Source organism: Solibacillus sp. FSL R5-0449, assembly GCF_037975215.1.
GTDB lineage: Bacteria > Bacillota > Bacilli > Bacillales_A > Planococcaceae > Solibacillus.
The window spans coordinates 509,633-523,897 of the sequence record NZ_CP150239.1; the positions used below are offsets into that span (position 1 = coordinate 509,633).

Below are 14,265 nucleotides of genomic sequence, written 5' to 3' on the forward strand. Positions count from 1 at the left end.
TAGCGCGTATTACGAATTTAGTCGTATATGCAGCTATTACTAAAGCAATCAATAATGTCGAATTATGTCAGTTGCACTTAATTATACGAAAATAGCGAAACAAAAGTTTCATATGTTAGATTTAGTATGAGCAACTTCTTCTATCGCTATGCATTCTAAATTAAGAAATCGATTTATAATATTTAATTTAAAATAGAGAAAGGTATAGGTGACTGTAAATGAGATTTGATGAAACTTACGCAGGTAATATGTTTATTAAAAGCCACCAAAACTATGAAGAAAGTAAAGCTGTTTTATATGGCATGCCAATGGACTGGACAGTAAGCTACCGTCCTGGTCAACGTTTTGGTCCGGCCCGAATCCGTGAAGTATCAGTTGGTCTGGAGGAATACAGTTTTTACTTGGACCGTGAGCTGGCAGATGTACCGTTTTTTGATGCAGGGGATATTCCGTTGCCATTCGGTAATCCGGAAAAATCATTAGCAGAAATTAAGACGTTTGTCCAACAAGTACTGGCTGACGATAAAGTACCTGTAGGAATGGGCGGAGAGCACTTAGTATCACTGCCGGTAATGGAAGCAGTCTATGAAAAGTACGAAGATTTAGCAATCATCCACTTTGATGCACATACAGATTTACGTACGGATTACGAAGGAGAGCAGTACTCACATGCCACACCAATTCGTAAAATTGCGGATACAATCGGACCGGAAAATGTTTATTCATTCGGAATTCGTTCAGGCTTAAAAGAAGAGCTGCAATGGGCAAAAGAAAACGGTATGCATATTTCATTGTTTGAAGTATTCGAGCCGTTAAAGCAAGTGCTGCCTAAATTAAAAGGACGCAATGTCTATGTAACAATCGACATTGATGTATTGGATCCTGCACATGCACCTGGGACAGGCACTGTCGATGCTGGCGGTATTACACCGAAGGAACTATTGGCATCAATTCATGAAATCGCACGCTCTGAAGTAAATGTTGTCGGCTTTGACCTGGTTGAAGTTGCACCAATTTATGATCACTCAGAAATAACAGTAAATACTGCTGCAAAATTAATTCGCGAAATGATTTTAGGCTGGGTGAAGTAGCAGGATTAAATATAGTAAGACATTAGGGGATATCCGTTAATGTTTAAGAAAAGGTACTCGACTGAGTGCCTTTTTTATTTGATGTAGTAGAGGTAAATAAATACATAAGTTCGAAAATACACCATGTTACAGCTTAAATTTAATGGGGTAAAGAAAAATATGCTGCTGTGACAAATGAATTGGTCGATTTGTGGATTTCGAAGCATGCCCTAATAAGGAAGCATCATCGCTTTAAATAAACGGAGACTATTACATAGATTTGAATCAAGGGGCAAGTTAGAAATAGGAGTGTTTATGTTGGGAAAGGGTAATATTTTATTAATTATTTCATTGTTATTCAATGTAGTGCTATTAGGAACAGGAGGTTATGTATTGAAAAATATCGGAGGAATTGAGTTTGTAAAAGCAAAAATGCAGTCAACGCCTTCTCCTAAAACGGATTCTGCTTATTACTTTACGAAAAAAAGCGTCTTTGAAAATTCATCCATTAGTAATGCAGATAAAGTGTTTATTGGTGACAGTATTACCGATTACGGAGAATTCCAGGAATACTTTCCCAATGAAGTTGTACTCAATCGAGGAATCCGGAATGATTGGACAGGAGGGGTATTAAACCGGATTCAGGAAGTGGTGGACCGCAACCCAAAAGAGGCTTATTTAATGATCGGTGTCAATGATCTCCGCTACAAAACAGAAGACGATGTATATAAACGTAATGTCGAGAAAATTGTGGATTCGTTTAAAGGAAAAGATACAAAACTCGCGATACAATCAATTCTGCCTGTGAATAACGGGTTGTTCGGAAATGAAGTGACAAATGATCAAGTGAAGCGGTTTAATGTTATTCTACAACGGATCGCAGAAGATAAAGGAATTGAGTATATCGATCTGCACTCAAGTTTCGTTGATAAAAACGGACAACTGGATAAGCAATATACAGAAGACGGGCTCCATGTAAATGGGAAAGGGTATAAAGTTTGGGTCAATCAGCTTCGCTCGAAATAAAAGGGGTAATAAAAGAGGCTGGGACATAAGTATAATTATTGCTAAATAAAAGGAAAGCCTTTATTAAGAAATGGATATATTGCAAAATTGATTGGAATGGAGGGCGACTCCTGCGGGGAATAGCGTGACGCCTGAGACTACAGGCTCAGGCCACGCCCGCGGAAAGCGTCCCGGAATGGAAATCAATTTTAACGCTCAGCAAAAAAATGCTATTTTTCTCTCAGAGAAAAATAGCATTTTTGGGTTATGTCCCAACCTCTTTTTACGTCGATATTGGATTCCTTTTTTTCTTGATTGAAAACCCGCCAAGCAAAATTGTCCCGTACGGAATCCATTTTTTTATTAAAATTGAAACCATGATAGGAATGAATATCCCAATCAATGTGTATCCGATCAGCCCGTAAGTGAAATAATCATTTAAAATAATATCCGCAAAAATATGCAGATACATAATGGTAAGCGAGTGGGTCTCTATTTTCTGCAGCCAGTTGAGCGACAGTCTTTCCGCGAGCAACTGGAAGCATCCTATTAAGACAATTGTAAAAGATATAGGAATGATTAAATCCAATATCAAATGGTCATAACGTAAGAACTTCATGCTCAGTCGATACTCGATAATATTGAAGTTTTCGAGTAATACCGCTGTCGCACTCACGAACATGGCAGTACCCAACAATCTTTTGGAAACATCCATCCACAATTCTTTAAAATAATACCCGATTGCAAAATAGACGATTGCCATCAGTGCCACATCGATGTTCCAAATCATTGGAATCGATTGCGCCGCTTCGGATGGCTTGCCGCTAATAACGTCCATTGCGATGATACTCTCAAAATGTGCTAGAACATAAAAGAGTCCTAAAACAATAAACTGTTTCATCCGGCTGAAGTAGGTCGTCAACCACATGAATAATAAATATGTGAAGAACAATGTCGTTACAAACCAGAAAACACCATATGCTCCACGAATAAAACGCCCCCCCACGGCAATTGTCCATAAGTCATTAAGATACCATTGTATATCTAAATTGCCTGAAGAAATCTCCATTCCATAACGGACCAGTGTAATACTCGTAAGGAAAAATAGGTAAGGGAAAATTAATTGCATGAACCGTTTGTAAACCGTCAGCTTTATATCCTTTTTTTCTAAAACCGGCTTAAAGAATAAACCGCTTAATATGAAAAATGCTGGCATATGGAACCAGTAAATATATTTCGCAAGTGGAAATTCAAGCTCTCCTGGATAATGTCCGATAACGACAAGGATCATTAAGAATCCTTTCGTAATATCCACCCACGTTATCCGTTTTTTCATCAATAAACACCTCTAAAAAAAATATGCTGTTATTATATACCCTTCTTTCATGTAAGTAGTGGAATGTAACAGTAAAGATATGTAATTGTTAAATAAAAGGTAAATCACGGATATTAAGGGTTCATGTGGTTTCTGAAATCATAGAAGAAATGCAAATCATTTTATAAAGAGGAAATATTAGGTTTTTGAATGGAGAAAACAGTGTGTTATAAGCTTTTGACTTTTAACACACCATTTCATTTTCGATGCTTAATTTGGTTATAATGGCAAATTTGAATATTTGTCTGCTGTTTTGCATTCAATAAAGCTTCATTTGATAAGCGGTAAAGTTCTTTGACGGTCTGTCCATTTTGCGGATAGGAGCAAATGCCAATCGCAAGAGTCAGTTGATTGGAAGGGTAGTCTTCAAAAGTGAGCTGCTGTACAGATTTATTAATTGAATAGGCTAAAGTAATTGCTTCTGCAGGAGCCATTTCTGGCAGTACTACGTAAAACTCATCACTATCAATACGCCCAATATGCGCATTTTCCGACAGCTGGTCTTTCAGCATTTTTGAAATTTGTACGAGCACTTCATCGCCGGCTTTATAGTGATACATATAATTCAATTCACGAAACTGACGAATATCAATATGAAGCAGCTCAAAAGGTATTTTTGCGTTTACATAGGAAAATAATTTTTGCTCAATCGCTATATTATTCGGCAGCTGTGTGAGCAAATCCGTTTTTCTTAATGCATAGATTTGTTTAATTTGTTTATTTTTATCTTCAAGCTGCATTAAGATTTTTCGGACAGCATAAAAAGTGAGAACCGAAACGATGAAATAAAGAATTAAATAAGACAGTCCATTTACTGCAAAACGGTCAAAAATAATAAGAATGATGAGGTGTTCGATCGTTATGATAAAAAAATAGATAGGGATATTTTGATACGTTATCGGACGTTTAAACGCTATAAAGGACGCAATTAATGTCACGAGTAAAGTATTCAGCATTATTACGAATGATAATATTGTTGTGTACAATAAAACAAACCGACTCATTGCAATGAAAAAGCCTGTAATGACAATGGCAACAGGTCCCCCAAGCAAACCACTGAAAAGCACAAAAATAATCCGGTTGTTTATTAACATGCCGTGAGCATACGGAGTAGCCAATGCAGTCAAGATAAAGGCAGCGAACCCGAAAGTCACACCAACAATGATCGACTTATATTTATGGATAAAAGGATTATCTTCATATTGAATGAAAGGCCAGAAAATTAGAATTGTGAAGCAAAATAAAATCGAAAAGTTGATTGTCAGCTCAAAAAAACATGGCATCACCCACCTTCGTAATTATTATTACCCATTATTTTAGATTATTTATATGGAAATAAGAAGATAGTTTTGTTTTTGCCTGTTGTTTTGCTATCACTAAATTTTCAAGAAGCTCCGAAGATGTTTGTCCGTTATGTGGATAGGAACTTATTCCTACCGTGACGGAAATATGTATGGATAAATCTGCGGATACTTCGAACGGCTGTTGGGCAATCATAGTAATTAAATTATTCGCCTCTACAATTGCAACAGCAGGAGGTACATCCTTTAAAACGATAAGAAATTCCTCACCGCCGATTCGGCCGACATAAGCCTCATTTTTTTCGCATATTCCATCAAGTGTTGGGCAAGTTGTTTAATGACAAGATCACCTGTAGAAAAACCATACTGTAAATTAAGCGTTTTAAAATCACGAATGTCCACGAGCAATAAATTGAAAAGGGATTTCTTTTTTATCAAGTATTGTATATGTTTTTCATTTTCATTATTGTTCGGCAACTGCGTCAAAAAATCGATCCTTTTCAAATGAGTCGTCTGTTTTACCGTATCATTGGCACGCTTTATTTGGCGAATGACAATATAGATGAAATAAAATGAAAAAATCGTAAATATACCGTAGAGCAATAAGTATTCAAAGCTTTTTGTCTGGAAGCAAAGCCCAAGAAATAATGCGACAAATGTTTCGATAAAACATGCCCAGAAAAATAAAAATATATTCTTATTCGTCATTTCATATTTTCTTGTGACGAAGAATAACGTCACAACAACAACAAGGAAATTAATATTCAGAATCATCGGTACCAACGCCAAATATGGAAGGAAAAAAAGTCCGATTCCTATAATTAGACCACTGATTAAAATAGCAAATGCCCCGCCCAATAAGCCACTGTATAACACCGGAATATATTGAATGTACATCATGAAATCATTCGTAAGCTGAACAGCCGAGAATGTCAATATAAGGCCGGTTATACCAAATTTTATTCCAATCACATAAGGACGTGTACGATGGATGAACGGCGTTTGTTTAAAATGGTTGATAAATGGCCAATAAATTAAAAGTGTAAACGTAAATAATATAGAGAAGTAAGATAATATTTCGATTAACATAATAAGCTCCTTTATCCACTAATCATTACAGTTTTGAACGAAAATTACTATAAAAATAGGGGAATCAAATAAAAATCGTTCAAATCAAGTTGATTGAACGAGTAAGCGCAAAGTTAAGTTCATTGTTGCTTAAAGATAGTTACTTATCCTATAATAAAAAGGTTATAGAAATATATGTATAGGAGCTGACTGCTATGGCGAACGAGAGCGGGAAAACAGTCAAAATCAAACTAGTTTCCTCCATCATTCCAACCGAGGGCGAGCTTGAACAATATGAAATGTGGCTTGAAGGCAGTTGTATAGAAAAAGGGAACAGTCATTATTTGCGCTATGAGGAAGTTCAAGAGGATATGCAAATTCAAACGACGATCAAGCTTAATAAATCAAATTCGTTTATTATGCGAAAAGGCGGAGTGAATATGCGTTTGCCTTTAAATCCGGATTTACGCGAGAATGGACATTATGAAAGTCAATTCGGCTCATTACCTCTTGTTACAGATACACACCAGTTAGCCATTGAAGTAGTACAAAGCGAAAAAGTGTCAGGGCAATTTAAAACGCAATATGACCTTATCATAAGTGGCAATTCTGTTGGCCATTACAAATTAGACATTGAATTTACGGAGGTATAACTATGAACGCAGTAGAACAATTACAGCAGTCGATTAAAACGGCGTTAAAAGCGGCAATCGATCAAGCAGGCCTAGTAGAAGCGGGCACAGAAATCAACATTCATTTAGAAACACCAAAAGATAAAGCAAACGGTGACTTCGCAACAAATATCGCGATGCAATTAACTAAACTGGCAAAGAAACCGCCACGTGCAATTGCAGAATCGATTTTAGAGCATTTAACGACTGAAGGCACAGACATCGAAAAAATCGAAATTGCCGGACCAGGTTTCATGAATATTACAGTTCGTAAAGACTTCCTGGCAAGTGTTGTTACAGCGACTTTTGAACAAGGTGAAAACTATGGTCGTTCAACTGCAGGTGCAGGAGAAAAAGTACAGGTCGAGTTCGTTTCAGCTAACCCGACTGGCGACTTGCATTTAGGCCATGCGCGCGGTGCATCTGTAGGTGATTCATTATGTAATGTATTGGATTTTGCTGGTTTTGACGTATCACGTGAATACTATATTAATGATGCCGGTAACCAAATCAATAACTTGGCGTATTCTTTGGAAGCACGCTATAAGCAAGCATTAGGAATGGATGCGGAAATGCCGGAAGACGGATACCACGGTCCTGATATTATCGGTATCGCAAGTAAGCTGGCTGAAGAATTCGGTGCTACAATTTTGGATAAGTCTGATGAAGAACGCTTTAAATTTTTCCGTGAGCACGGCTTGAAACTGGAATTGGCAAAACTGCAAAATGACCTTAAAAACTTCCGTGTTGAATTTGATGTTTGGTATTCAGAAACATCTTTATATGAAAACGGCAAAATTGATGTAGCGTTAGACAAATTAAAAGCAAATGGTCATGTATTCGATGAAGAAGGCGCGACTTGGTTCCGTTCAACAACATTCGGTGATGATAAAGACCGCGTATTAATTAAAAACGATGGTTCTTACACATATTTAACTCCGGATATTGCTTACCATGAAGATAAACTACGTCGTGGCTTTGATAAGCTGATCAATATTTGGGGTGCTGACCACCACGGCTATATTCCACGTATGAAAGCGGCGATCGAAGCACTTGGCTATGACCGCGGTACATTGGAAGTAGATATTATCCAAATGGTTCAGCTTTATAAAAACGGCGAGAAATTTAAGATGAGTAAACGTACAGGTAATGCTGTAACGATGCGTGAATTAGTGGAAGAAGTAGGCTTGGATGCTGTACGTTATTTCTTCGTTAAAACAGCAGGGGATTCACATATGGACTTCGATTTAGACTTAGCGGTATCACAATCGAACGAAAACCCGGTTTATTACGCACAGTATGCACATGCACGTATTTCATCAATTTTACGTGCTGCAAACGAGCAAGGGTTCGAAGCATCATTGGAAAACCTGAACTTGTTAGTAGCAGAAAAAGAAGAAGATGTGCTTAAAAAAGTAGGCGCATTCCCGCAAATCGTGGCAGATGCAGCGAAACACCGCACACCACACCGTATCGCAAACTATATTCAAGACTTGGCAGCTGCATTCCATAGTTTCTACAATGCAGAAAAAGTATTGAACCCGGATAACAAAGAACTGACAGAAGCTCGTTTAGCATTAATCACAGCAGTAAAAACAACATTAGCGAATGCACTGAAACTAATCGGCGTAAGCGCACCAGAAAAAATGTAATATACTATTTCAAGCACTCTATTTCGTATAGGGTGCTTTTTTGAATGGGATATTTCCACTTTACGAGCAATTTGTTCTACTTGCGGGGGTGAAAGTTCTCCTTTAATATCGTAACATTCTACATTGCTGTAAAAATGTTCTTCTTTCTACCGCAAACCTTCCACTTTCCCAACGCCAATCATTCATTTTCTAAAACAGTAAATTGTATCTAATCCCTATAAAGGAACTGGGGATATCTATTGACTTGTAATTTTACGAAACGTACTATTAAATTTAACTTCTACAATACAGGACAATAAATATGAGGTGGTGCTTTTCATGAGCAAGGAACTATTTATACAAACCGACAAGCAGCAACAATGGCTGAAAAAGCTTGAAACTATATCAGAGAGCGTGAAAGAACATGCTCGGCAAACAGATGAACAAGCGACATTTCCATTTGAAAATTTCCGGAAGCTGAGAGAAATCGGCTATACAAAAATAACATTGCCACAGGAATATGGCGGAGATGGCTTCACAGTGTATGATGCGCTGCTACTGCAGGAAACTTTGGCGAGCTATTGCGGAAGCACGGGGCTGGCTGTTTCATGGACAATTCAAAATGTGGGCGAGATTTTTGAAAATCGTTACTGGGATAAACAAAAGCTCGACTGGTTTGGCGAACAGATCGCAAATGGCGCGACAGTTAATCGTGCGGTAAGTGAGTTTGCGATGGGAAGCCCTGTGCGAGGAGGACGTCCGGGGACTTCCGCAAAACGAGATGGTGATTCCTATGTAATTAATGGACGTAAAAACTATACGAGCGGTGCACCAGATCTCGATTATTTTTTAGTATCGGCATGGATTGAAGATGAAGGCCAGTTAGGATTTTTCCTTGTTCCGAAAACGGCTGAAGGGGTATCGGTCGAAAATACATGGGATGTAGCATCAATGCGCGGTACGGGAAGCGATGATTTAGTGCTCGATAATGTACGTGTTGATCAAACAAACTTGGTGGAAATCCCGAACTATTCAACCGGCTTTAAGCTGAACGGCTGGCTGCTGCTTATCCCGGCGACTTATTTAGGGATTGCGCAGGCAGCACGCGATTACGCGGTAGACTTTGCGAACAGTCACTCTCCGAACAGTATTCAAGGAACAATTGCGCAGCTGCCAAATGTGCAATCACTGATTGGGGAAATGGATTTGGCGTTGACGAAAGCACGCTTTACAATTTACGGTGTCGCAAGGCTTTATAATGATCCGATTAAAAAGGCGACATTAGTGAATGAAATCAATATTGCGAAACATGTAGTGACAAATACAGCAACCGAAGTGGTTGATAAGGCGATGCGTCTAGTTGGGGCGAAAAGCCTGCAAAGATCCAACCCGCTTCAACGCTATTACCGTGATGTACGTGCAGGTTTGCACAATCCGCCAATGGATGATATTACAATTAAACGCTTAGCTGAAACGGCAATTGAAAGAAACTTGAAAGAGAGAAAATAAACAGTTCTTTTATTCGTGATTTCTACAAATTTAGATAAATTATCTGAAATTTTAGCGAATGAGCATACTTTTTTTCGAATATCCGCTATAATAGAGCTATTAATTATATATGGACGATAAAGGTTCTTACTCGATAATGAATTGAGTAAGGAGTAAAAGGGAAATCGGTTCAAATCCGATGCGGTCCCGCCACTGTAATTGCTAGTTGAGAGCAATATGCCACTGAAAAACTTTCGGGAAGGCGCTCTTCAACGTTTATGCATAAGCCAGGAGACCTGCCTTTATAATGCCCTAGATTAAACCTACGAGGATAGGATGTGGCGGATAAATTCTTTTTGTTGAATTTTATTTGCATGCGTAAAGCTTCCTTCGTTTCTAGTAGGGAGCTTTTTATTTTTGTAGAAAATTATAAAACGAGATCTCAGGAGGTTTTTATTTTGAAAAAATGGCAACTGCTTTCTTCCGCAGCATTACTGACATTAACATTGACTGCATGTAATTCGGAAAAAGCAACAGATGAACAACCGGCAAACGATATGGCGGAAGTAACAGAAAAAGCACAATTCCCGGTAACGTTAACAGATGCTTTGGACAAAGAAATTACACTTGAAAAAGCACCGGAACGCATCATTACATTAACACCATCGAATACAGAAATTTTATTCGGCTTAGGATTAAATGATGAAATTATCGCTGTAAATGACAATGATACATATCCTGAAGAAGCATTGACAAAAGAATCGGTTGGCGGCATGGAGTTCAATTTAGAACAAATAATCGGTCTGCAACCGGATTTAGTCTTAGCACATGAATCCGGAATGTACAGCTTCAATGAACAGGCAATTGCGCAGCTTGAATCAGTAGGTATTCCTGTATATGTTGTAAAAGATGCAAAAACATTTGAAGAAACGTACGAAACGATTGAACAAATCGGGCAGCTGACAAATAAAGAACAAGAAGCAAAAGAAATGATTGCCTCCATTAAAGAAGGAATCGAAGAAATTGAAGTGAAAGTAGCACAGCTGGAAGAAAAATCTGTGTTCATCGTAGTTGGAACAGACCCTGATCTTTATGCAGCAGGTGAAGAGACATTCATCAGTGAAATGCTGGACGTGTTAAACGTAGAAAATGCTGTCCCGGAACTAGGATGGCCGATGTACAGCTCTGAACAATTTGTAAACAGCAATCCGGATGTCATTTTAGTTACGTATGAAAGCGATATGGCGGCAATCGAGAAAAATGATGCGTATGCCGAAATGGATGCAGTGAAAAACGGCAATGTGAAGTTAGTCGATGGCGATACGACAAGCCGACAAGGTCCTCGTATTGTTGAAGGCATTGAATCGATAGGTGCGGCGATTTATCCAGAGGTATTTAATGAATAAAAAATATTCAATCGCCTATGTACTATCGATTGGATTGCTTTTAAGCAGTATATGGATCGGCATTTCATTCGGATCGGTAAATATCCCGTTTTCAACACTTTGGGATAAAACGACTGATCCGGTTGCATACAGTATTTTGTGGAAAATCCGAATGCCCCGTGTCATTTTAGCCGCATTAATCGGAGCATCATTAGCAATAGCCGGAGCCGCATTTCAAGGGTTACTTAAAAACCCTTTGGCAGATCCGTATACATTGGGGATTTCCTCTGGTGCCTCGGTAGGTGCGGTTATGACCATCTTTTTAGGGATTTCCATACCAGTGCTCGGTGTTTTTACATTGCCTGTATTCAGTATGGCTGGAGCCGCGTGTACGATGATCATTGTCCTGACGTTTGCAAGATTAGTTGACCGTTCGATGAAAATGGAAACACTGATTTTAACGGGGATTATTTTCAGCTCATTTTTAGGTTCCTGCATTTCCTTAATGGTCGCACTTACTGGTGAACAGCTTCGGGAAATCATCGGCTGGCTTTTAGGCAGTGTTTCGATGCGGGGATGGCCATATGTCCAGATGGTGCTGCCGTTTATGTTGATCGGTACGGCGCTAATTTGGCTGACTCGCCGTGAACTGAATGCGATGATTTACGGAGAAGAGCGTGCCCAGTATTTAGGTGTAAATGTGAAGCGCAGCAAATATATGATTTTGGCGGGCGGTTCCATTTTAACAGGAGCAGCAGTTGCAGCATCCGGAACAATCGGGTTTGTCGGGTTAGTCGTACCGCATATGATTCGACTGCTGATTGGAGCAGACCATCGACATTTATTGACATTGTCGTTTTTGAACGGTGCAAGCCTGCTCGTCATTTGTGACCTAGTATCGCGTACAATTATTGCTCCGATCGAACTGCCGATTGGTGTTATTACTTCCTTTATTGGCGCGCCTGTCTTCGCTTATATTTTCTTCAAACAACGTAGAAAGGTTGTTGCATAATGTTAAAAGTAAATAATTTATCTGGTGGTTACGACGGCAAAACGATTATAAAAAATGTGACGTTTCACGTGGAAAAAGGGAGAATTCTCGGGATTCTTGGTCCGAACGGCAGCGGTAAATCGACATTACTAAAAATGATCAGCGGTGTAATGAAGCCTCAAACAGGTGAAATTTTCATCGAAGAAAAACCGCTTAAAAGCTATGATAACAAGCAATTGGCGAAAAAGATGGCCGTTCTGCCTCAATTAAATGCAAGTGCATTTACAAACAGTGTATATGATGCGGTTTCATTAGGCCGTTACCCCCACCAAAGCGGTTTCTTTTCTTCCTGGACCGAAGAGGACGAAAAGACAGTCCAGCGGGCAATGGAAAGTACAGGTGTGTCGCAGTATAAAAATCAGTACTTGGAATTTTTATCGGGAGGCGAGCAGCAACGGGTATTTATCGCCCAGGCACTTGCACAAAATTCGGAGCTGCTTCTACTGGATGAACCGACAAACCATTTGGATATTGCCCATCAAAAGCAGATACTTGATATGATTCGTATGCAAGTTGAGATGCAAGGGCTGACGGTTGTCTCGATTTTCCATGATATTAACCTGGCCTCGCTTTATTGTGATGAACTCCTGCTGTTGGAAAATGGTGAAGTACGGGCATTTGGCGAGCCGCATGAAGTAGTGTTGCAAGAACAGATTGCCGATGTGTATCAGGCACGGATTGCAACATATCCTCACCCCGAGCTGCCGAAACCGCAAATTACGATGCTGCCAACGAATGAAATGGAACGAAAAGCAGCGACAATCCAAATGGACCAGTTTCAAATAACGGAAGACTATATCGAATATCAGGCACAGGCACCGCTGAAAGTAATCTCTTCTGCTGTGCATAATGCCGGCATAGGCTGGTATGACACAATACTCAATCGTTCCATTGATCCAGAATACGATATTTATAATGTGAAAGAGGAAACGGAGCAATTTTTAAAAGAGCGTAAATTTTCTCCAACAAACACGGTCGTTATGCTGACTGCAGTGGAAACAAGCTGCGCAGTTATTCGGCATTTCTCGAAAAATAATGTAGAAATTCTAGTCATGGTAACGGCAGGGGTAGGTAACAGTGTTGATGTTACGAAAACATATTTACGGGAAGATGAGCCGCATATCGGTACGATTAATACATGGGTCATCATTAATGGTAAACTGACAGATGAAGCGTTTATTCAGGCGATGATTACGGCTACTGAAGCCAAAACGAAAGCAATGGCAGATCAGCAAATTAAAGATTCCGTGACAAATACAATTGCAACAAGTACCGCAACCGACAGTCTACTGATTGCCGCTACCCAGCAAGGGGATGAAATGCCGTATGCCGGACCTATTACCGAAATCGGCAAACTGATCGGCCGGGCTGTGTTCGAAGTAACGATCGAAGCAATAAAAAAATATAAGCAGCATTATAATAAGTAAAATTGGCTGAAGAAATAAGTCTAAAGGGAATTTTCAAAAAGCCTAGAAATTATATTAAATCGAAAGGTTGATGATTGATGAAATTATATACAAAATCAGGCGATACAGGGAAGACAAGTATTATTGGAGGACGTGTTGATAAAGACCATCTGCGCGTTGAAGCATATGGGACAATTGATGAGCTGAATTCATTTATCGGGAAAGCTGTCAGTGAATTGGACCAGGAAAAGTTCAAGGATCTGATTGAAGATTTAACTGCGATTCAACATGAATTGTTTGATGGCGGCGGGGACTTGGCAAATGTCATGAAAGAACGTCATTACAAACTTACGGAAGAACCGATCGCTGTTTTGGAAAAGCGTATCGATGCACTTTCCGAAGAGGCACCGCCATTAAAACGTTTCATTTTACCAGGCGGATCGCCGGCAGCTGCGACTTTGCATATCGCCCGCACGGTTGCCCGTCGCGCGGAACGTGAAACAGTTTCTTTAATGAAAGAAATTGAAGATGTTTCACCGGTTGTTCAGAAATATTTAAACCGATTATCAGATTATTTATTTGCTGCAGCACGTGTTGTAAACTACCGATTATCGATCCAGGATGTCGAATACATTCGCAGTGGTGACGTGTTCAAATAAACGAAAAATGCTAGTTAAGACGATAAAATTGTCTAACTAGCATTTTTTTATTTTGATTTAATTTTCAGAATTAGTGACGAAATCTGTTGACTGAATGCTCATTCATAACTACAATGGGTTTATAGATTCATATAGTTTATCGGGGTGAATTGGAT

Annotated in this window: 13 protein-coding genes and 1 riboswitch; of the genes, 9 read left to right on the plus strand and 4 right to left on the minus strand. The window is 39.2% G+C overall.

Annotated features, from left to right (window positions below; translation table 11 throughout):
- Positions 1 to 218 precede the first annotated feature (218 nt).
- Both speB and MKY27_RS02570 read left to right on the plus strand, forming a co-directional pair.
- Complete coding sequence (speB, locus tag MKY27_RS02565) at positions 219 to 1,091, plus strand: agmatinase (RefSeq protein WP_339197467.1); 873 nt, start codon at positions 219 to 221, stop codon at positions 1,089 to 1,091.
- Positions 1,092 to 1,463: 372 nt separating this feature from the next.
- On the plus strand, positions 1,464 to 2,096 hold the full coding sequence (locus MKY27_RS02570; RefSeq protein WP_339197469.1) for a GDSL-type esterase/lipase family protein: 633 nt from the start codon (positions 1,464 to 1,466) through the stop codon (positions 2,094 to 2,096).
- A gap of 262 nt (positions 2,097 to 2,358) precedes the next feature.
- Here MKY27_RS02570 and MKY27_RS02575 read toward each other — a convergent pair whose 3' ends face one another.
- From MKY27_RS02575 to MKY27_RS02590, 4 genes are all read right to left on the minus strand, one after another.
- Positions 2,359 to 3,411, minus strand: coding sequence for an acyltransferase family protein (locus MKY27_RS02575; RefSeq protein ID WP_339197471.1), 1,053 nt, complete (start codon positions 3,409 to 3,411; stop codon positions 2,359 to 2,361).
- Between the two features lie 236 nt (positions 3,412 to 3,647).
- Positions 3,648 to 4,733 carry a diguanylate cyclase gene (locus MKY27_RS02580; RefSeq protein ID WP_339197473.1) on the minus strand — a complete coding sequence of 362 codons (1,086 nt, stop codon included), beginning with the start codon at positions 4,731 to 4,733 and terminating at the stop codon, positions 3,648 to 3,650.
- Between the two features lie 28 nt (positions 4,734 to 4,761).
- On the minus strand, positions 4,762 to 5,061 hold the full coding sequence (locus tag MKY27_RS02585) for a diguanylate cyclase (protein ID WP_339199611.1): 300 nt from the start codon (positions 5,059 to 5,061) through the stop codon (positions 4,762 to 4,764).
- Positions 4,998 to 5,840 carry a diguanylate cyclase gene (locus tag MKY27_RS02590; protein ID WP_339197475.1) on the minus strand — a complete coding sequence of 281 codons (843 nt, stop codon included), beginning with the start codon at positions 5,838 to 5,840 and terminating at the stop codon, positions 4,998 to 5,000. Before MKY27_RS02590 ends, MKY27_RS02585 begins: the two co-directional genes overlap by 64 nt.
- Positions 5,841 to 6,034: 194 nt before the next feature.
- Here MKY27_RS02590 and MKY27_RS02595 point away from each other — a divergent pair, with 194 nt between their 5' ends.
- From MKY27_RS02595 to MKY27_RS02625, 7 genes are all read left to right on the plus strand, one after another.
- Entirely contained in the window at positions 6,035 to 6,472 is a 438-nt protein-coding gene (locus MKY27_RS02595; RefSeq protein WP_339175097.1) for a DUF1934 domain-containing protein, read from the plus strand.
- Positions 6,473 to 6,474: 2 nt separating this feature from the next.
- Positions 6,475 to 8,142, plus strand: coding sequence for an arginine--tRNA ligase (gene argS, locus MKY27_RS02600; protein ID WP_339175099.1), 1,668 nt, complete (start codon positions 6,475 to 6,477; stop codon positions 8,140 to 8,142).
- Between the two features lie 318 nt (positions 8,143 to 8,460).
- Entirely contained in the window at positions 8,461 to 9,630 is a 1,170-nt protein-coding gene (locus MKY27_RS02605; protein WP_339197477.1) for an acyl-CoA dehydrogenase family protein, read from the plus strand.
- 103 nt (positions 9,631 to 9,733) lie between these two features.
- Positions 9,734 to 9,928, plus strand: a riboswitch (cobalamin riboswitch).
- Positions 9,929 to 10,067: 139 nt separating this feature from the next.
- Entirely contained in the window at positions 10,068 to 11,015 is a 948-nt protein-coding gene (locus MKY27_RS02610) for an ABC transporter substrate-binding protein (RefSeq protein WP_339197480.1), read from the plus strand.
- Positions 11,008 to 12,006 carry an iron ABC transporter permease gene (locus MKY27_RS02615; protein WP_339197482.1) on the plus strand — a complete coding sequence of 333 codons (999 nt, stop codon included), beginning with the start codon at positions 11,008 to 11,010 and terminating at the stop codon, positions 12,004 to 12,006. Before MKY27_RS02610 ends, MKY27_RS02615 begins: the two co-directional genes overlap by 8 nt.
- Positions 12,006 to 13,472 (plus strand): adenosylcobinamide amidohydrolase, encoded by a 1,467-nt coding sequence (locus MKY27_RS02620; RefSeq protein WP_339197484.1) that lies wholly within the window; start codon positions 12,006 to 12,008, stop codon positions 13,470 to 13,472. The genes MKY27_RS02615 and MKY27_RS02620 overlap by 1 nt, the downstream gene beginning before the upstream one ends.
- A gap of 77 nt (positions 13,473 to 13,549) precedes the next feature.
- Positions 13,550 to 14,110 (plus strand): cob(I)yrinic acid a,c-diamide adenosyltransferase, encoded by a 561-nt coding sequence (locus tag MKY27_RS02625; RefSeq protein ID WP_339197485.1) that lies wholly within the window; start codon positions 13,550 to 13,552, stop codon positions 14,108 to 14,110.
- Positions 14,111 to 14,265: the final 155 nt, after the last annotated feature.

What these genes read in the sequence shown, in the direction of transcription:
- argS (WP_339175099.1), top strand. Translation starts at nt 6,475, where the DNA reads ATGAACGCAGTAGAACAATTACAGCAGTCGATTAAAACGGCGTTAAAA.
- MKY27_RS02620 (WP_339197484.1), top strand. Translation starts at nt 12,006, where the DNA reads ATGTTAAAAGTAAATAATTTATCTGGTGGTTACGACGGCAAAACGATT.
- MKY27_RS02625 (WP_339197485.1), top strand. Translation starts at nt 13,550, where the DNA reads ATGAAATTATATACAAAATCAGGCGATACAGGGAAGACAAGTATTATT.
- speB (WP_339197467.1), top strand. Translation starts at nt 219, where the DNA reads ATGAGATTTGATGAAACTTACGCAGGTAATATGTTTATTAAAAGCCAC.
- MKY27_RS02605 (WP_339197477.1), top strand. Translation starts at nt 8,461, where the DNA reads ATGAGCAAGGAACTATTTATACAAACCGACAAGCAGCAACAATGGCTG.
- MKY27_RS02615 (WP_339197482.1), top strand. Translation starts at nt 11,008, where the DNA reads ATGAATAAAAAATATTCAATCGCCTATGTACTATCGATTGGATTGCTT.
- MKY27_RS02590 (WP_339197475.1), bottom strand. Translation starts at nt 5,840, where the DNA reads ATGTTAATCGAAATATTATCTTACTTCTCTATATTATTTACGTTTACA.
- MKY27_RS02595 (WP_339175097.1), top strand. Translation starts at nt 6,035, where the DNA reads ATGGCGAACGAGAGCGGGAAAACAGTCAAAATCAAACTAGTTTCCTCC.
- MKY27_RS02575 (WP_339197471.1), bottom strand. Translation starts at nt 3,411, where the DNA reads ATGAAAAAACGGATAACGTGGGTGGATATTACGAAAGGATTCTTAATG.
- MKY27_RS02580 (WP_339197473.1), bottom strand. Translation starts at nt 4,733, where the DNA reads ATGCCATGTTTTTTTGAGCTGACAATCAACTTTTCGATTTTATTTTGC.